Genomic DNA, 19163 nt, shown 5'->3' with positions numbered 1-19163 from the left:
GCGGGGGTGCCAAACCGGGTATCTTCGCTGTCAGACAGTCCCTCGCTCACGAAGCCGATCATGGCCGCTGCTCTCGTCCGTAGGCCGCTTGCAGGTCGATGCTGCGGCTTTGTTGGAGACCGACGGCAGGCGTCACGAGACGATCGAAGAGGCATTCACCGCAAGGGAGCACGACGACAGCCGAACGGCGACCGGTGGCTTTGATCAGGCCCGTATCGGCTCCACCTGCGGCCGTTCTAAGGGAGCAACTTGCCAGCTTGCGTCAGGTTACCATCGACGTGCAGGCGCTCCCCTTCCTCGATGCCCGTCCGTCTCCCCATCCGGCAAGTTCCAGTTCCTACCAAGTGAAGGAACTGGGTCTGACTGATCTGGATGCACAAGTCCCTGGTGCGCTGTCGGCGGAACGAAGCATCGAACGCTCCTGGTTTCGTCGCTTCGTAAGTCGAATGGTGGCGCCCCCTATCCATTAGGACTTCTTGGCAGCCTGCCGCGGCCTTCAGCAATGTGATGCCGTCCGAAAAATTCGAGAGATCGCGACGTCAGTTTCGGAAGGTTTTCATCGGGGGTGGGGCATGCCGTTCAATTCGTTGGGAAGCGCGGTCATCTCGGGAACTGCACTTCAGGACAGCTTCTTCGCCTTCACCAGATCGAGCAGTCTGGATGACGCCTTGGCCGACGGCGTGCTGGCTCGGCTGGACTGGCAGACGGGCCTCAGGACGAGCGCGACGACGACATTCACGCTGACCGCCTTGAACATCCAGTACTCGACGGACGTCTTCCTCGGTTACGACAAATCCGACACGCTCTACGGTTCGAACCTCAACGACTTCATCGTCTACAACGACGCGAGCCTGAAGGATGGCTTCGGCGGCTTCGATTCCGTCGAGCAGTTCTCGCTGGGCGGTGGCGACGATCTGGCTGACTTCAGCGCGCGGCCCAGCGGCTTCGACTACGAGCGATCCATTCTGATCAACGGCGACACCGGTCAGGACACCATCATCGGAGGTGCCGGCAAGGACACCATCAACGGGGATACCGGCAACGATCTTCTGATCGGCGGCCGTGGCGCGGATCTTCTCACGGGCGGTCAGGGAAACGACCTCCTCTACGGCGACGACTTCGGCTTCAACAACATCGCCGGCGATGACACGCTGCGGGGCAGCGCGGGCAACGACACGCTCTTTGGCGGCGCGCGCACGGACCGGCTCGAGGGTGGGGACGACGACGACGTGCTCTACGGTGGGCTCGGCGGCGACAACCTCCTGGGCGAAGCCGGCAACGACACGCTTTATGGTGACGAAGCGGGCCTCGGCGGCAACGACAAGCTCGACGGCGGCTCCGGCAACGATCAGTTGTACGGCGGCGGCGGAGACGACGAACTGGCGGGGGGAAGCGGAAGCGACCTCCTGGACGGTGGAGGCGGCAACGATTTTCTGGCGGCCGGCCTCGACGACGATCGGCTGATCACGGGATCCGGAAACGACACGCTGGATGGCGGCGCGAACGTCGATACGGTGGTGTTCTCCGGGCAGCGCTCGGATTACGACATCCAGGGAGCGATCAACGGCGGCTATCTCGTGACGGACCTTCGGGGCGGCTCGCCGGACGGGACCGACCTTGTCCTCAATGTCGAGTTTCTCGAGTTTATCGATACGACCCTTTCGATCGGCGCCACCAATGCGCCTCCGGTTATCACCTCCGACGGCGGTGGCGACACAGCGAACCTTGCCATCGAGGAGAACACCGTCGTCGTGACGACGGTGGCCGCCACCGATCCCGATCCCAACCAGACCCTCTCCTTCCGCATTTCGGGTGGCGCGGACGCCGCCCTGTTCCAGATCGACCGGCTGACGGGTGCCCTCAGCTTCATCGAGGCACCAGATTTCGAGATGCCGCGCGATAGCGGCGCGAACAACGTCTATGACGTGGTCGTCTCGGCGAACGACGGGTATGGCGGGATCGATGCGCAGGCTCTGTCGGTCTCCGTGATCGACAAGGCGGACAGCGATCCGCCGGTCATCACGTCGAGTGGCGGGGGAGCGAATGCTTCCCTGACCTTGGCGGAGAACCTCACCGCCGTCGTCACGGTGACGGCGAGCGACCCTAACGGCACCATCCCCACCTACGCGATCTCGGGAGGAAGCGACGCGAGCCTCTTCGTGATCGACAGCATTTCCGGCGCCCTGTCGTTCCGTACCGCGCCGGACTTCGAGATGCCGCTCGATACCGACCGCGACAACATCTATTCCGTCACGGTGCAGGCGACGGACGGACAGCTGTTCGATGAGCAGACCTTGTCGGTCCGGATCACCGACGTGAACGAGACAGGGCGCACGATCACGGGCAGCAGCGGCAACAACACGATCGGGCCAACGGCCATCAACGTGGCGCTGCAGCCTACGATCTACGGCGATACGATCTACGGATTGGCCGGCAACGACACGATCGATGGCGGCGCGGGCGCGGATGCCATGTATGGCGGCACGGGCAACGACGTCTTCTACGTCGACGTCTTCACGGACGACGGCGTGGCGACCAACGACGATCAGGTCGTGGAACTCGCAAACGAGGGGACCGATCTCGTGAACGCCGGCGTGAGCTACGTGCTCGCGGACAATGTCGAGAACCTGACGTTGACCGGTAGCGGAGCGATCGACGGGACCGGCAATACGCTATCCAACCTGATGAACGGGAACAGCGCCGCCAACATCCTGCGTGGCGGATCGGGCAACGACACGCTGAACGGCGGCAAGGGCGACGACCGCCTGGAAGGCGGCGACGGGGGCGACCTCCTGAACGCGGGCGGGGGGCAGGACACGCTCATCGGAGGCACGGGAAGCGACGACCTTGCCGGCGGGGATGGTGACGACCTCATCCAGGGCGACAGCCAGAACGACAGGCTGTCGGGTCAGTCGGGCCAGGATACGGTGGTTGGCGGGACAGGAACCGACACCCTGTCGGGCGGAGCCGAAGCGGACACCTTCGCCTTCGGCCTTGGCGAGACGTCCATGAATGCAACGACCAACGACACGATCCTCGACTTCGTCACCGGTTTCGACGTGATCGACCTTGGCGTCGTCAACGGAGTGCTCAGCCCGCTGGCCTATGCGGAGGCTGCGATCACGACGGACGTTTTCGCCGATGCCGTCACCGCGGCGCAGGCCGCCATGGGCGGTGGCAAGAGCGTGGTGTTCATCGCAGCGGCATCCAACGGCTGGCTGTTCTGGGACAGCAATGCCGATGGCGTGGCCGACCAGTCCGTGCTCCTCAAGGGCCTCAACACGCTTGGTGGGTTCAGCGGCGCCGACGTGGTCTGAACACTGGAGACGTCAGTTGTTCGGGCGGCGAGCCGCGCCGCCCGAAAACCATCAAACCGCTGGAGCGGCATCGCTGGCCGACCGGCTTCTGTCGCCGTCTCGCCCTTCGTTGCCCAGCCTCGCAGCCGGTAGGTTCGCGATCCTCGCCCTTCGGAATGCGCCGGCTGCCTACAGGGCGAGGTGCCCTGGACGGCGTGTGGTGGAAGCCGTCGGCTACGCCCTCTCGCCCGCCCCTCCACGCCACGGAGCGATCCGCCCACTCGTCCAACTGGCTGCAACGAGGGCTTCGGGGCACGGCTTGCGCGATGTGGCCATGGGTCCGGGAAGCTGCGACCTCGCCCGTTCTCGTGATCCTGATGTCATGAGGAGGGTGGATATCCGTCGGCACGCTGCGTGAACCTGCGACCTGACGACCTGATGAGATTCCGGCGCCGCCCACCACCGCCTAAAGGCGGTGCTGCGAGCCGAACGATTGTCGCTATAGTCGCGGGAGTGATTTCTCTTGGAAAGGATCGAGCATGGTCAGCCATACGACGCCCCTTGTCATTGGAAATTCTCCGCGACACGAAGACGTCTCGAGCCCCGAGGAGCTCCAGCCGGCGGTCGGGCTTTTCGTCGGCCTTGCGCTATCGGCCATCCTCTGGATCACGCTGCTGATCGCATGGCTCGTGCTTTAGCACGAGAGCATCTTTCCTATCGCAGACCAGGCGAATACTTCATTTCTCCGAGTTCTCGAGGGCGGGGCGCATGCACTCGGATCGTCTTTTCCTTCATGCCGAGCGATCCGCTGTCGACGCCGGGTTGGTTCGACCTCCGGGATCGGTTGCCGAGGCACCTACGATACGGCAAGCCGTATCGGCCCGCCCGGCCTTTCATTTCCGCCAACCGAGTGTCGTACCGGGCTTTGGCCTGTCGCTGGGTGTGACGCTGGCCTATCTCAGCCTGATCGTGCTTCTGCCGTTGTCGGCCTTGGCGGTGCGTGCGGCGGGGCTCGGGCTTTCCGACTTCCTGGCGCTGGCCGGCGACCGGCGCGTCGTCTCGGCGCTGACCCTGTCGTTCGGCGCCTCGCTGGTCTCGGCCGTCGTCAACGCCGTGTTCGGTCTGCTGCTCGCCTGGGTGCTCGTGCGCTACCGCTTCCCCGGCAAGCGATTGGTGGACGCGGCGATCGACCTGCCCTTCGCGCTGCCGACCGCCGTCGCCGGCATCGCGCTGACCTCGCTCTACGCGCCGAACGGCTGGGTCGGGCGGCTGTTCGCGCCGGGCGGCCTCTTCGCGCCGCTGTTCGGCGAGGGGGGCCTTCGCATCGCCTATTCGCCGCTCGGCGTCATCGTGGCGCTGACCTTCGTGTCGCTGCCCTTCGTCGTGCGCACCGTGCAGCCGGTGCTGGAGGAGATGGACGGGGAGCTCGAGCAGGCCGCCGCGACGCTCGGCGCGGGCCGCCTCCAGACCGTGTTCCGCGTCGTGCTGCCGACGGTCACGCCGGCGCTCCTCACCGGCTTTGCGCTCGCGCTCGCGCGCTCCATCGGCGAATACGGCTCGGTGATCTTCATCGCCGGCAACATCCCCTACGTGTCGGAGATCGCGCCGCTTCTGATCGTGATCCGGCTGGAGGAGTTCAACTATGCCGGCGCGACCGCGGTCGCCGCGCTGATGCTGGTCATCTCCTTTGCGATCCTGCTTGCGATCAACGTCATCCAGACCTGGAGCCGCCGGAGGTATGGCCTTGGCGCTTGATACGACCCTTGCGGCCGCGCCCGGCGTGGAAGCCCTGCGCCCGCGCCGACCCTCGCCGACCGACGAGAGCCCGGCGGTGAAGTGGACGCTGATCGCGGTGGCCATGCTGTTCCTGGCGCTGGTCCTCTTCCTGCCGCTCGTCGCCGTGTTCGTCGAGGCGCTGCGCGGGGGCGTTAGCGCCTTCCGGCAGGCCGTCACCGACCCGGACGCGCTCGCCGCGATCCGGCTGACGCTGACCGTCGCGGCGATCGCGGTGCCGGTGAACCTCGTCTTCGGCCTGTGCGCCGCCTGGGCGATCGCCAAGTTCGAGTTCCGCGGCAAGACGCTGCTGACCACCTTGATCGACCTGCCCTTCTCGGTCTCGCCGGTGATCGCGGGCCTCGTCTTCGTGCTCCTGTTCGGCGCGCAGGGCTACTTCCACTGGATGGTGCAGGCGACCGGCATTCCGATCGTCTTCGCGCTGCCGGGCATCGTGCTCGCCACCGTGTTCGTCACGCTCCCCTTCGTGGCGCGCGAGCTGATCCCGCTGATGCAGGAACAGGGCACGGGCGACGAGGAGGCGGCGATCTCGCTGGGCGCCGGCGGCTGGCAGACCTTCCGGCGCGTGACGCTGCCGAACGTGAAGTGGGCACTCCTCTACGGCGTGCTCCTTTGCAACGCGCGCGCCATGGGCGAGTTCGGGGCGGTGGCGGTGATCTCCGGCAAGATCCGGGGCGAGACCAACACGATGCCGCTCCATGTCGAGATCCTCTACAACGAGTACGCCTTCTCGGCGGCCTTCGCCGTGGCGACGCTGCTTGCCATGCTGGCGCTCGTCACGCTCTGCCTCAAGACCTTCCTCGAATGGCGCTATGCCGGCGACATCAAGGCCAGCCGCGGCGGCCACTGACATGACGGGTTCCCACTGATGAAGATCGGCGTGCGCAACATCCGCAAGGAATTCGACCGCTATCCCGCGCTCCACGACGTCTCGCTCGACATCCGCTCGGGCGAGCTGATCGCGCTGCTCGGGCCGTCGGGCTCCGGCAAGACGACGCTTCTGCGCCTCATCGCGGGGCTCGAGTTCCCGACCGCGGGCCGGATCCTCTTCGGCGACGAGGACGCCTCGACCAAGAGCGTGCAGGAGCGCAACGTCGGCTTCGTGTTCCAGCACTACGCCCTGTTCAAGCACATGACGGTGGCCGACAACATCGGCTTCGGCCTGTCGGTGCGCGAGCGCGCCTCGCGGCCTTCGAGCGCGGAGATCCGGCGCCGGGTGCAGGAGCTTCTCGACCTCATCCAGCTGCCCGACGTGGCCAAGCGCTACCCGATGCAGCTGTCGGGCGGCCAGCGCCAGCGCGTGGCGCTCGCCCGGGCGCTGGCGATCGAGCCGAAGGTGCTGCTTCTCGACGAGCCCTTCGGCGCGCTCGACGCCAAGGTGCGCAAGGACCTGCGGCGCTGGCTGCGCGAGTTGCACGAGCGCACCGGCCACACCACGGTCTTCGTCACCCACGACCAGGACGAGGCGGTGGAGCTCGCCGACCGGGTCGTCGTCATGAGCCAGGGCCGGATCGAGCAGGTGGGCTCGGCCGACGACATCTACGACCGGCCGCAGAGCCCGTTCGTCTTCTCCTTCATCGGCCAGTCGAACGAGCTGCCGGTCGAGGTGCGCGGCGGCGAGATCGCGTTTGGCGGCGTGCCGCTCGGGCGCACCGACGCGCGCGACGGGTCCTGGCGCATGTTCGTGCGCCCGCACGACTTCGAGGTGCTGGCGCCGAGCGCGCGCGGCCTGTCCGGCCAGATCGCGCTGACGCGGCGCGTCGGCGGGGCGCGCATGGCCGAGTTCAACCTCGCCGACCCCGCACGCCGGATCGAGGTCGAACTGCCCGCCCACGCCCCGAGCGAGGCCGGAACACCCATCACCGTGATGCCAAAACGCTGGCAACTCTTCGCCTGAGCCGAGAGCGGCGCGACATCGCGCCGCCTGCCGTCGGAACATCCTGAGGGGTGCCGCGCCATCTGATCGGCCGCCCTCGTTGTCGCGACCCCTTCATCGAAACGCGGAACGGGCCGGACTTTCGTCCGACCCGTTCCGCGTCCTGAAGCTCCCGGAAGACCGTCAACTCGCCCGATCCCGCTGCATGGACGGACGCAGGGCGACCTGCGCCAACACGGCGTCCGGGATGCGGACAGGCTTGATCTGCGACAGGTCGCGGAGCTCGGAGACGGGACGCGTCAGGGCGATCTCGCGGGTGGCGCCGAGGAGGACGTCGCGCGCGGTCGCCACGGCCTCGCTCGTCTCCTGCGCGCTCCAGGACGGGTCGACCAGGAACGCCAGGCTCCGCTCGCCGAGGCGACGAGCCATGGGCAGCCGCTTGGCCGGGCCAAGATGGGCGGAGGCAAACGCTTCCTCGAGGTAGATTTCCGAACAGCTGCCGGAAAAGCACGGCACGCCCGCCTTGGCGATGGCCGCGACCAGCAAGTTCCGCGTCCAGCCCTCGGCGAGACGCGACGGATCCAAGTGGGCGTAGAGACGATACCAGGCGTGAGTATGCCGCGACGAGAGTTCGGGGATGGAGACCAGCGCGAGGTCGCGCAGTCCGTTCATCCAGATCCGCGCGTTGCGCTCCCGCTCGAGCCGCCAGTCCTCCAGACGCTCGAGCTGCCGCAGTCCCAGAACCGCCTGGATCGACATCATGCGCCAGTTGGTGCCGATTGACTGATGCAGCCAGCGAAAGCCGGGTGCTCCGATGCCCTGATGCGCCAGCGCATAGGACTTGCCATGGTCCTTCAGGCTCCAGGCCGCCTCCCAGAGGGCGTCGTCGTCCGTCGCGATCAGCCCTCCCTCCCCGCCGGTCGTGATGATCTTGTCCTGGCAGAAGGAGAAGGCCGCGATATCGCCGAACGAGCCGACGGGTCGCCCGTCGTAGCGCGCCCCGTGCGCCTGCGCGCAGTCCTCGATGACCTTGAGACCTCGCCGCCGGGCGAGCCGCATGATCGGCTCCATGTCGCAGGGCCAGCCCGCCAGATGCACGAGGATGACCGCCTTGGTGCGTGGGGTGATGCGGCGAGCGATGGTTTCGGCGGTCAGGTTGCCCGAAACGGGGTCGACGTCGGCAAAGACCGGTGTCGCCCCGGCGAACGGCACGCAGGCCGCCGACGCCACGAAGCTGCGCGGCGTGACGATGACCTCGTCGCCCGAACCGATTCCCAGAACGCGCAAGGCGAGGTCGAGCGCCACGGTGCCGTTGGCGACCGCGACCGCATGGCGACGACCCAGATGCTTCGCATAGGCCTCCTCGAAGCGGGCGACATGGTCGCCCGTCCACGCGTTCACCTTCGCCGACCGCAGCACCTCGACCACGTCGGAAATCTGCTCCTCGTCATAGATCGGCCAGCGTTTCATGGCGGCACACTCCTCGGTGGATGGGGAACGTCACATCACGTCCCGGATGAGAACAAAGGCTTCGGCGGCGGCCAGGTGCATGGCGGTGCCGCGGACGACGGCGAGGGCGCGGAGGGTCTCCAGCGAGCGCTCATGCGGGAACGGGCGCACCTGCGACCGGAACAGGGCCGCGGCCTCCAGCTTGCGCTCCAACGTCTCCTCGATCCCGATGAAGACGTTCGGCACGAAGCCTGCCGTCACATAGGGTGCGTTCCAGTTGGTCTCGGACACGGTCTCGTAGGCGAGGATCCGCCGGGGGTATTCGGCCTGATGCGGCCGTGACGCGACCAGCGAAGACAGGAAGATCAGCTGGTGGTCGAGGTGCATGTCGCCCACGAAGGGGATCAGCAGGGTGTCGGGTCGCACCTTGCGCACGAGGTCGGCGAGCGCTGCGTTCAGGCGGGCATGCGGGGTTTCGGCGAGCTGGGCCGCGGGAAGCTCGAGCCAGTGCGTTTCCAGGACGCCGAGATGAGCGTGAGCTGCGCGAGCCTCGGCCCGCACCGTGTTGATCAGGTCTTCGCTGAAGGCCGGGGCCTGTCCGCGCGTGACCACGGCAACGTGTACCTCGCAGCCGACTGCGGCGGCGCGCGCCATGGTCCCGCCGCAACCCAGCACCTCGTCGTCCGGGTGAGGCGCGATCACGAGGCAGCGACCCAGAAACCTCTCGTTCATGGCCGGACGCTCGCGGCAGTCGTCGCTTCGAGGTCCAGCAGGATCGGCCGTGCCTTTTCGAGATTGCCGAGATTTCGCCGCTCGCCCGTGAGGATCACCAACACGGTGAGAGCCAGGATGCGGCAATCGAGGGCGAAGGAGCGGTTTTCGACGTACCAGAGATCGAGGGCGAGCTTCTCGCGATCCGAGAGACAGGTGTTGCCGTTGACCTGTGCCCATCCCGTCAGGCCCGGCAGCACGCTCGATCGGATGGCACCGAGCGCCCCGAACCCGGCGATCGTCTCGGGCAGCAATGGACGCGGGCCCACCAGCGCCATCTGACCGCGGAAGATGGCCAGAAGCTGCGGCACCTCGTCGAGGCGTGTCGCGCGAAGCAGCCGCGTCAGCGCCGTCTGTCGCAGCGCATCGGGGAGCAGTTCGCCGCGGGCGTCACGGGCCTCCCGCATCGTTCGGAACTTCCAGAGAACGAAGGCCTGCCCATGCAGGCCGGAGCGACGTTGCCGAAACAGCAGTGGCCGTCCGAGCGTCACGAAAACCAGCATCGCGGTGACAAGCGCCAGGGGAAGCAGAGCCAGGAGTGTCAGGAGCGCAAGGGCGCGCCCCAGACCGGCCCGCAGGGCGCGCATGCCGGCGGAGCGACGGAGGGAGGGCGTCATTGGCTCAACCCCTCGAGCGCCCGGCTCGCGAGCGGAAGGGCGCTCATCGAGGTCGAGCCGTCGGCGATCGAGACGAGGACCGTGTCGCCCGGCAGCACGTGAGTGTCCAGCGCGGCATCCTGCGTCACGGCTCGATCGTCCTCCAGGCGGCGGATCCGGTACTGGAACTGAACCGTGGCAGCACGGCGCTCCGCATCGGCCGCCAGACTGCCGAGAAGCAGGATCTGCTCCTCGATCGAAGAGCGCGACGCCAGAAGTCGCTCGATTTCGGCGGTCCGCGCCTGAAGATCGGTCAGCGCCAACCGCGAGCGATTGTCGGTCAGGTCGTCGAGCTGACGCTGGAGTTCGCCGAGTTCCCGCCGCGTGGTGGAAGCCTGGTTGTAGATCTCGAGCAGGTGCGACTCCTGGGACGTGGCATCACGCTCGCCGCCTGCGACCTCCGTCAGGGTCTTCAGTCCGCGCCGGTTGAGGGTCTTGACGCGTTCCGATTCCGCTCGCGCGGACTCGATCACCGCCTTCTGCTTCTGTGCAAGCTCGTCGAGATTGACGAGCGCGCTTTTGACCTCGGCGATCGCCTCCGTGAGCTGGGCGCGCCGGGTCTCGAAGCCGCGCTGCTCGGTGCTGAGGATCTTGCGGGCCGTGGGCATCAGCGCCCCCAGCAATTCATCGCGGATGAGAGGCCGTGTCTTGGGGGGCAGGTCGTCGGCGGTGAGGTCCGAGCGGCCGGCCAGCTGCACCGTGAGACGGGCGGCGATCACCGCTTCCTGCGCGGTCTGGACTTCGATCTCGTCGATGTCGCCGCGCAGTCTGGCCCGTGCCACCACCCGATCCTCGGCCGTGATGCCGCCGACCGCCTGCCCTCCCGCGAGCGCCACGGCCTGCTCGACGTTCAGGAGGGGGTGAAAGGCGAAGGATCCGGGTGCCTTCACGTCGCCGAGCACGTAGATCGGGCGAAAGCTCGCGACCGAGAGCGAGATCTGCGGATCGACCAAAAACTTGCGCTCGACAAAGGCCGTGCGCATGGCGCCCAGTGCTTCGGTGACGGTGCGGCCTGCGACGGGAAAATCGCCAAGGAGCGGGATGCTCACGCCGCCGCCGCTGGACACGGGTAACTGTTCGGCCGGCAATGCGTCGTCCACGAAATCGAAGGTCAGGGTATCGCCCGGTGCGAGGCGGTAGGTATCGTCCGCATCGGCCCGCGCCGGCCCCATCAGTTGGGAGACCAGGAGCAAGGCGCCCGCCGTCGCGACGATGCGGGAGCGACGTTCCGGATCGCGGAACATGCTGCGGGCGATGGTGCGGATGGCTCTCATGGCGTTCTGCTCGACCCCTGGCGGGGTGCTTCCCCCGGGACGAGCCTAGGGCGCCTTGGCCGTCGGGGGTCAGCTACACTTTCGGTTGAAACGCCGTGCCCATGCCTACGGCCAAGGTCACGTCGCGTGCACCCTTTGGCTATCTGGATGCCCACTATGGCTTGCTTATCCTCGGCGGCGGTCAGTGCCCGCCTTCGGTGCGCATCCGTGCCGCCCCACCCGAGCAGGAAAGCTCCCGCCATGGCTTCCAGGGTTCTCCACACCATCACGGGACTGAATGTCGGCGGAGCCGAGATGATGCTCGCCCGCTTCCTGGAACAGGTCGACCGGGAGGCGTTTCCTTCGGCGGTCCTGTCACTGCTCGCGCCTGGGGCGGTCAGCGAGCAGATCACCCGGCAGGGCATCGGGGTCACGTCGATCGACATGGGGCGACGACCGCGACCGCGCGATGTCCCGCGGTTGGCCGGCTGCGTCAGCGACGCCGCGCCCGATCTTCTGCATGGCTGGATGTACCACGGCAACCTGGCCGCCATGATGGGGTCCGTCCTGACCGGGCGCTTCCCGCCCGTGATCTGGGGCATTCATCACACGATCACGCGCCTGAGCGACGAGAGCCCGTTCACGCGCAGGCTTCTGCGCCTTTCGGCAAGGCTTTCGAGCCGCGCCGGCGCCATCTGCTACTGCTCGCGCGTGGCGGCCGACGATCACGAGCGGCTGGGTTTCGATCCACGCCGACGCGTCGTCATCCCCAACGGGACCGATTGCAGCAGGTTCAAGCCGTCGGCAGAGGCGAGAGCGCGATTGCACGAGGAATTGGCAGTACCGCCAGAACGCCTCCTGATCGGCCATGTGGCGCGTTTCCATCCCATGAAGGACCAGACCAGTCTCGTACGGGCCATCGCCCGGCTCGTTCGCGCGGGGCACGATGTGCAGGGTGTGTTCGTCGGCGACGGGCACATCGATGGACCGGTGCGGGCCACCGCGCGCGAACTGGGCATCGACGCGCGCATCACGACGCTCGGCGTCCGCAACGACCTTTCCGATCTGCTCCCGGGACTCGACATCTACGCATTGTCTTCCGCCTGGGGCGAAGCGTGCCCGCTGGCCCTTGGCGAGGCGATGGCCTCGGGCTTGCCGCCCGTCACAACGGCGGTAGGCGACTGCGGGTGGATCGTCGGACCGACGGGCGTCGTTGTGGAGCCGGCCGACAGCGAAGCTCTGGCGGCAGGCTTGGCACAGCTCCTCAGCCTCTCGCCCGACGAGCGACGGGCTCTGGGCGCTCGCGCACGACAACGCATCATCGAGTGCTTCTCGCTCTCGCTCTACGTCCGACGCCATCTCGATCTCTACGAGAGGGTGCTCGACCGTTCCCGACCCGCGCTCGTTCCCCGGGCCGTGTCGTGACGATCGTCGAGGCCCACTTGCCGTTCGCCGGGGATACGGCGCCCCAAGCGGTTGCGCGCGCGGATAGCCGGGGAAAGAGCGTCGTTGTCGTGGCGAGCCTCACATGGTCGCTGGTCTGCTTCCGCCTCGACCTTCTGAAGGCCATGGTCGCGGCCGGACACAAGGTGGTCGCCTTCGCCCCGGACCACGATCCCGGCGCCATCGCGACACTCCGGGAGATCGGCGTCGGCTTCGTGCAGATCCCGATGGCGCGCACGGGGACCAACCCCTTGACCGACCTGAGAACCGTCCTAGCGCTCTACCGGGAACTGCGTCGAATTTCTCCCGATACCGTCCTGTCCTACACGATGAAGCCGATCGTCTACGGCAGCCTCGCCGCACGTCTTGCCGGGGTACCGGAGCGTTTTGCGCTGTTCACCGGCTTCGGCTTCCTGTTCGGCAGTCGCACCGGCGGCTGGCGCGTGACCGCCATACGACGGCTGAGCATCGCGCTGCACCGCCTGGCCCTCGTGGGAGTTAAGGCGGCCTTCGCCTACAACGATGCGGATGCGCAGGACATACGCCGCCACACGATGGTCGGCGACGGCACGCCGCTGGTCATGCTCGATGGCTCCGGCGTCGACCTCGATCGCTTCGTGACACAACCACCACCGGCCGGCCCTCCGACGTTCCTTCTGGTGGCGCGCCTCCTGCGCGACAAGGGTGTGTGCGAGTTCGCGGCAGCCGCCCGCGTCCTGAAGCGGACGTTTCCCCACGCGCGTTTCCAACTGCTCGGGCCATTCGACCCGAGCCCCCTCGTCATCGCGAAGTCGGAACTCGACGGCTGGGTGGAAGAGGGGATCGTCGAATATCTCGGCGAGACGCGAGACGTGCGACCCTATCTGACGGCCTCGACGGTGTTCGTGCTCCCCTCCTACTATCGAGAGGGCATCCCGCGCAGCGCGCTCGAGGCGTTGGCGGCAGGACGCGCCATCATCACCGCGGATACGCCGGGATGCCGTGAGACGGTACGCGAAGGCGAGAACGGTTTCCTCGTGCCGGCGCGCGATGCCGAGGCGCTGGCCGTTCGAATGGAAGCCTTTCTCCGGGATGAAACGCTTGCGGCCAGAATGGGTGCCCGGTCGCGCAGGCTCGCCGAAGAGAGGTTCGATGTCCACAAGGTCAATGCGGGGCTGATGCAGGCCCTCGGCCTCAACCGGCAGTGGGACGATGCGACCATCCCTCCCCGCACCGATCGCCACACCGCCTGATGGCGCATGCTGCCTACCTCATCCAAATGGACAATGCCTGCTGCGCCGATCGACCCGTCAGGCGGTGACGGGTTCACCGAAAGACGTGCCCTTCTCCGTCTGCAGTCGTGCTCAACTCGATGGGACGGCCGCGCGGTTCCCGTGCCGACCCGAACCTTGGAACCGGCAGGGGGCCGGGTCCCTGGATGCTCTCGCGACAAGAGGTTCAATCGCATGAAGACCATCATCGTCACCGGCGTTGGCGGCGGGGTCGGCCAAAGCATCCTGAAGAGCCTGCAAGGCAGTTCCTATCGCGTCGTCGGGGTCGATGCGGAAGCGACGGCGACCGGACTCTACGCGGTCGACCGCGCCTACCGGGTTCCGCGCGCAAGCGATCCCGCCTTCGTCGATCGGATCCTCGAGATCGCCCGAAAGGAGGGTGCGGAGCTTGTCTTCCCGGGGCTCGATCCCGAACTTCCGGTCTTTGCGGCCGCCGTCGGTCGTTTCCGCTCAGCCGGCATGCACGTTTCGATCAGCGAACCGCGGATCGTCGAGATCAGCGACGACAAGCTGGCGACCGCGCAGTTCCTAGAAGCGAACGGCTTTCCGACGCCCCGCACCCTTCTCCTGTCGGATGACCCCAACGATTTCGCGTCCTTTCCCGCAGTGCTCAAGCCACGCCGGGGCGGATCGCGCTCGCAAGGGGTCTTCGTCGCCAGGACGAGGGAGGATCTTTCGCGTTTCGCCGACACGCTGCCGGCGGACAACTATGTCGTCCAGGAGCAGATCCTAGGCGACGAGTACACTTGCGGCAGCGTCAACTTCGAAGGGCGCTGCTTCGGCGTGATCACCATGCGGCGCATTCTGCGCGATGGCGATACCTACAAGGCCTTTGTCGAGAAGAACGCCAGTCTTTCGGCCTTCGTGACATCCGTCATGCAAGCGCTCAAACCCTACGGCGCCTGCAACACGCAACTGCGCCTGCGCGACGGGATCCCCTACATCTTCGAGTTCAACGCGCGCTCGTCCGGCACGACCTTCTGCCGATCGCTGGCCGGCTTCAACGAGCCGCTGATGATCGCCAACTATCTGCTGCGGGACGAATCCCCCCAGCCGGAGGCGCGCGAAATGACCATCCTGCGCTACTGGAAGGAGATGGCGGTCGACAACTCTCGGGTGGCGGCCATGGCACAGGCCGGCGAGATCACCGGCGATGCCATCCTTCTTTGAGGACACGTCGTCGCGTCGGGTCTTTCTCACGGGAGCCTCCGGCGCACTCGGGCGACGCGTGACCCGCCTGCTGGTGTCACAAGGCCATCACGTCACCGCCCTCGTCCACCGCAGTCCTGTCCCCTCCTTCCCCGGCCCGGGGACGATCCGGACGATTGCCGGCGACCTTTGCGACGAGGCGCTGGTCGACGATGCGGTGGCGCGCGCGGATGTCGTCTGCCACCTCGCCGCCTTTCTGCCACCAGACTACGCCGACCCGGCCCATGCGCAGGCATGCTTCGAGACCAACGCGATGGCGGTGCTTCAGCTGGCCACATGCTGTGCGGGCGCGGGCAAACGCCTCGTGCATTGCTCCTCGGGCCAGGCCTATGCCTGGTCGGACGTGGCCGTCACGGAGGAGGCTGCGCTCTACCCCGCGGAGAGGGCGACGTTCTACCTCGCCAGCAAGCTGACCGGCGAGTTGTTCGTGGAGCATCTGAGGCGCCGGCACGGGCTCGCCTCGATCGTTTTCCGCGTCGGCTCCTGTTATGGGCCCGGCATGGAGAGAGGATCCGTCGTCGGGTTCTTCATGGCCCAAGCCTCAGCTGGCAAGCCGTTGCCGGTACACGACGGGGGAACGGCCGAATGCGACTTCGTCCATGTGGATGATGTCGCTCGCCTGATCGAGGCGGCGGTCCGCGGCGGGGAGCCTGGCGTCTACAACGCCGGTTCAGGCAAGGCCCATTCCGTTCTGGATCTCGCCCGGGCCGTACGAGCAACCTTTCCCGATTTCGCGGTGACGATCGAAGCGCAGCCCTTCGCCGGTGAACCGCAGCGCAGCTTCCCCGCCCTGTCCATGGCGAAGACGCAGGCCATGTGGGGCCACGTTCCCACGTCCCTCGTGGATGGGCTGGCCATGCTGCGGGCGAGGTCCGAGGAGCCCGTTCCATGCGCGTAGCCGTATTCAGCGACGTCCACGGCAATCTGCCGGCACTGGAGGCCTTCGTCGCAGCGACGGCCCGCGAGGTGGACGCCTATCTGTGCCTGGGGGACGTCGTGAACTACGGTCCCTGGAGCGACGATTGCCTGGAACTGATCGTGTCGTTGCCCAACAGCATTCTCCTGGAAGGCAATCACGAGAGATTGTTCCTGGGTCTCGATCCGGTCGCCCATGAGATCCCTTTGGTCCGGCAATTCTACGAGCACGCCAGCGCGCGCTTCGAGCGAGCCGACCTGATCCGCGATCTTCCCTTGAGCACCGATCTCGGCGGCTTCACCTGCATCCACACGATCGACGGCCAGCGCGTCTTCCGCGATACGGATATCGAGATCGATCGCGACTACCTGATCGGCCATACCCATCATGCGTTCGACGTCCGGCGATCGGGGAAGAGGATCGTCAACTGCGGCAGCCTCGGCCAGAACCGCAAGGAACTGAGCCGGGCGAGCTATGCGGTCATGGACCTTCCGAGCGGGGACATTTCGCTTCGCGAGATCGACTATCCCTGGCAGCGCCTCCTGGCCGAGATGGAAGCGCGCTCTTATGCGCAAGTCTGCCTGGATTACTACCGCTCCAAGCTTCCGGCCTAGCAACCGTCCAAATGGTCGTTGCGACTGGTGTCGGAATACACGGATGCCTGTTTCCCACCACGTGGTCGAGGGTTCCTCCGCCTTCGCAGGCCGAACTCCAAAATCTGCCGACACACCACGCAGGTCCGGCAAAGCATGGTATCCCGGTGCCTTATGATCTGGCGCCCGTGCGGTGGCGGCGCGTCCTGCGGGCGGACGACGCTTCCGGCTCCACCTGATCGATGACGAGGCCCCTTGGCTCGATCCCGCTCAGTCGCAGGCGCTGGCCGGCCTGGGCCAGCTTCTCGTCGCTCGTCCGGTTCCAACTCGCCACCAGCAGCACCGTATCCACGTGGGCGCCCGCCCACACGGCCGTTTCGCGGCACAGCACCGGCGGGGCTGCGATCACCACGAACTCGCAGCTTTCCCGAAGCCGGAAGAGAAGTGTTTCCAGGGCATCTTCACCGACGAGACGAGAATCCCCTTCCGCGATCTCGAGGATCGACAGCGAGGGGATAGCCGAGACCGGCTTGAGCCCGTCGGCTATGTCGAACCCGCGCTCCAACCGGTCGATTGCAAACGAGGATGGCCCGACAGGTTCCTGGGAGAGCGAGATCGGACGATCTGCGCAACGGGGGTCGAGATCGATCAGGACCGTGCGGGCTCCGAGCAGCGCGGCGGCCGCCGCGAGGCCGGCCGCGGTCGGGGATGCGCCTTCCGAGGGAAGAGCGGAGGTCAGCAGCACCGACTGGGGCCTGTCCTTCGGCACCATGCGCCGGCAGCTGCGAAACAACGCGCGGAAGGCCTCGGCCGGCAGTGCATGCGGGCTGTCCTGGATCTCCTGGAACAGATCGGTCTTTCGCGAGCCGAGCCGGCGCCGAAGCCGCGGGATCGAGGCCAGCAACGGTGCGCCCGCGACGCCGGCGGCCCCGCGTCCGTCGCGGATCCGCGTATCGAGGCTCTCCAGCGTGACGGCCACCACGAAGCCGAGGACCAAGGCGCCGACGACGCCACCGCCGACCAGCATTCGAGGTTTGGGAAAGTAGGGGGATGTCGGCACTTCCGCGACCGAAACCACGCGTGCATTGGCTTTTGCGACGGCGGCGAAGGGGTCGAGCTTACCGAGGCGGGAAGCAGTCACGTCGTAGAGCTTCTGTTCGGTCAGCAGATCGCGATTGAGTTCGCGCAGCCGGATCTCCGCAAGGCTTCGCTGCCGCAGTTCGACGGTGGCGGCTTCCAGGTCGCGCTCGAAATCGGCGACGCGCCCTTCCGCGATGCGCACATCGCCTTCCATCCCTGCAAGGATGCGCTGGAACTCCTCCGACATCAGCGCACGGACGCTCGCGATCTTGGCGTCGGCGCGCTGGATCTGGGGATGAGCCTGCGCGAAGCTCCGTGCGAGGTCGGCGCGTTCCCCGAGCGCTGTCGCCTCCTCCGTCCGGAGCGTGCGAAGGAAATCGGACGACAACAGCTGATCCATGCCCGAACGCACGCCGCCCGCAGCCGCGGCCTGCGCCTGGGCAAGTCTTGCACGAGCCTGGGTCAAGTCTCCTCGCGCCGCGCTCAGCTGCTCGTTGGCCTGCTGCATGGCCAGCCGCAGGAGATCGTCGCGAGGGTCGCTCGATACCTGGTTGCGACCGCCATATTCGGCGATCTCCTGCTCGATCCGCCCGATGCGGGTTGCGAGTTCGCCGGCCTGCTGGCGCAGGAAGTCGGCCGCCTCCTTCATCTCCTCGCGCTTCTGATCGCGCGACCAGTCCACGAAGAGCCCGGTCGTGGTATTGGCGATCAACGCGGCACGCTCGGGCTGCTCATCCACCGCCGACACCACCATGACCGAGCTCTCGCCGCTGCGCGACGTGTTGAGCCGGGAAAGAAGGACGGTGATGGCGCTGTCCCGTTGCACGCTGCTCGGCGGCAACGGTTCGGCAGCCTGCTCATCCTGCCCGAAGGCGGCCGAGACACCCAGCAGCCAGCTGCGCAGCCAGCCTGCGGACGCCCCCGCCTGCTCCGAACCGGCCGCGACGAGATAGGTATTGAACTCGGGCTCGGCGATCAGGTTGAGTTCGTCCACCACCCGCCCGGCGAACGAGCGCGAGGTCATCAGGTCCGCTTCCGTATCCAGCTTGGACGAGTTGGGCTGCTGCACGGCCTGATCCGGTGCATCGTCGAGCAGGTTCGGGTCGTCGGGCTCCAGCAAGATCATCGACTGGGCCTTGTAGCTTGGCGACAGTTCGTGGATCGCCAGCAGCGAAAGCAGGAGCCCGGAGAGGCCGAACATGGCAATCAGCAGCCTGCGTCGGCGGGCAAGGCTCATGAGTTCACGGGCGCCGATGAGCCGGCCGCTTCCCTGCGTTTCCGGCCAGTCGGTGGCAGCGGGAGTAAAGCGCTGCGTATAGACGGTCTCGTCCAGCACGCCCATGACCAGTCGCCTCCGGGCCCAACGGTCTCAGCCGTGCCTTCAGGCGGTGTCGACGCCTGTCGACACGACGACATTCCCGAATGCGTAGCATGGGCGGACGATGGGCCGAGTGCGCCAAACGGACGAGCCGAACGCGTGCTCATCCGCCAAAAGGCGAAGGCGGGCAACCGATCGGAGGGCTTCAAGCGCTGGCCGTCGAACACTTGAGTCCGAT

Annotated in this window: 14 protein-coding genes; 9 read left to right on the top strand and 5 right to left on the bottom strand. The window is 66.8% G+C overall.

The annotated features are described in order from the left end of the window. Nucleotides 1-572 precede the first annotated feature (572 nt). The 4 genes from ACLNGM_RS06155 to ACLNGM_RS06140 all read left to right on the top strand — a co-directional run bounded on the left by ACLNGM_RS06155 (nt 573) and on the right by ACLNGM_RS06140 (nt 6987). Complete coding sequence (locus tag ACLNGM_RS06155; protein ID WP_416357627.1) at nt 573-3317, top strand: hypothetical protein; 2745 nt, start codon at nt 573-575, stop codon at nt 3315-3317. Between the two features lie 915 nt (nt 3318-4232). Continuing rightward, complete coding sequence (gene cysT, locus ACLNGM_RS06150; protein ID WP_416358394.1) at nt 4233-5051, top strand: sulfate ABC transporter permease subunit CysT; 819 nt, start codon at nt 4233-4235, stop codon at nt 5049-5051. Further along, nucleotides 5035-5940, top strand: a complete 906-nt coding sequence (cysW, locus tag ACLNGM_RS06145; protein WP_416357528.1) for a sulfate ABC transporter permease subunit CysW — start codon at nt 5035-5037, stop codon at nt 5938-5940. The genes cysT and cysW overlap by 17 nt, the downstream gene beginning before the upstream one ends. Before the next feature lie 18 nt (nt 5941-5958). Beyond that, the gene (locus ACLNGM_RS06140) at nt 5959-6987 is read left to right on the top strand and encodes a sulfate/molybdate ABC transporter ATP-binding protein (RefSeq protein WP_416357529.1); all 1029 of its coding nucleotides are present in this window, start codon (nt 5959-5961) and stop codon (nt 6985-6987) included. Nucleotides 6988-7149: 162 nt separating this feature from the next. Here ACLNGM_RS06140 and ACLNGM_RS06135 read toward each other — a convergent pair whose 3' ends face one another. From ACLNGM_RS06135 to ACLNGM_RS06120, 4 genes are read right to left on the bottom strand one after another with little or no spacing between them, the layout of a single operon-like run. Further along, entirely contained in the window at nt 7150-8436 is a 1287-nt protein-coding gene (locus tag ACLNGM_RS06135; RefSeq protein WP_416357626.1) for a DegT/DnrJ/EryC1/StrS family aminotransferase, read from the bottom strand. Between the two features lie 30 nt (nt 8437-8466). Then, nucleotides 8467-9147 (bottom strand): PIG-L deacetylase family protein, encoded by a 681-nt coding sequence (locus tag ACLNGM_RS06130; RefSeq protein WP_416357625.1) that lies wholly within the window; start codon nt 9145-9147, stop codon nt 8467-8469. After that, nucleotides 9144-9803, bottom strand: coding sequence for a sugar transferase (locus ACLNGM_RS06125; protein ID WP_416357624.1), 660 nt, complete (start codon nt 9801-9803; stop codon nt 9144-9146). The genes ACLNGM_RS06130 and ACLNGM_RS06125 overlap by 4 nt, the downstream gene beginning before the upstream one ends. Continuing rightward, complete coding sequence (locus ACLNGM_RS06120) at nt 9800-11116, bottom strand: polysaccharide biosynthesis/export family protein (RefSeq protein ID WP_416357623.1); 1317 nt, start codon at nt 11114-11116, stop codon at nt 9800-9802. The genes ACLNGM_RS06125 and ACLNGM_RS06120 overlap by 4 nt, the downstream gene beginning before the upstream one ends. Before the next feature lie 294 nt (nt 11117-11410). On the opposite strand from ACLNGM_RS06120, the gene ACLNGM_RS06115 reads away from it, so the two are divergent. The 5 genes from ACLNGM_RS06115 (at nt 11411) to ACLNGM_RS06095 (ending at nt 16548) form a co-directional block, all read left to right on the top strand. After that, complete coding sequence (locus tag ACLNGM_RS06115; RefSeq protein ID WP_416357622.1) at nt 11411-12520, top strand: glycosyltransferase; 1110 nt, start codon at nt 11411-11413, stop codon at nt 12518-12520. An 89-nt stretch (nt 12521-12609) separates the two neighbouring features. Then, entirely contained in the window at nt 12610-13770 is a 1161-nt protein-coding gene (locus tag ACLNGM_RS06110; protein WP_416357621.1) for a glycosyltransferase family 4 protein, read from the top strand. Between the two features lie 213 nt (nt 13771-13983). After that, nucleotides 13984-14979 carry an ATP-grasp domain-containing protein gene (locus ACLNGM_RS06105; protein WP_416357620.1) on the top strand — a complete coding sequence of 332 codons (996 nt, stop codon included), beginning with the start codon at nt 13984-13986 and terminating at the stop codon, nt 14977-14979. A gap of 58 nt (nt 14980-15037) precedes the next feature. Beyond that, on the top strand, nt 15038-15916 hold the full coding sequence (locus tag ACLNGM_RS06100; protein ID WP_416357619.1) for an NAD-dependent epimerase/dehydratase family protein: 879 nt from the start codon (nt 15038-15040) through the stop codon (nt 15914-15916). Further along, nucleotides 15907-16548 carry a metallophosphoesterase family protein gene (locus tag ACLNGM_RS06095; protein WP_416357618.1) on the top strand — a complete coding sequence of 214 codons (642 nt, stop codon included), beginning with the start codon at nt 15907-15909 and terminating at the stop codon, nt 16546-16548. The genes ACLNGM_RS06100 and ACLNGM_RS06095 overlap by 10 nt, the downstream gene beginning before the upstream one ends. A 151-nt stretch (nt 16549-16699) precedes the next feature. Here the strand turns inward: ACLNGM_RS06095 and ACLNGM_RS06090 are convergent, their stop codons facing one another. Then, entirely contained in the window at nt 16700-18949 is a 2250-nt protein-coding gene (locus ACLNGM_RS06090; RefSeq protein WP_416357617.1) for a GumC family protein, read from the bottom strand. Nucleotides 18950-19163: the final 214 nt, after the last annotated feature.

It is taken from the genome of Aureimonas phyllosphaerae (assembly GCF_047943035.1).
Taxonomy (GTDB): domain Bacteria; phylum Pseudomonadota; class Alphaproteobacteria; order Rhizobiales; family Rhizobiaceae; genus Aureimonas; species Aureimonas phyllosphaerae.
This window is presented reverse-complemented; position numbering and strand designations above follow the sequence as displayed.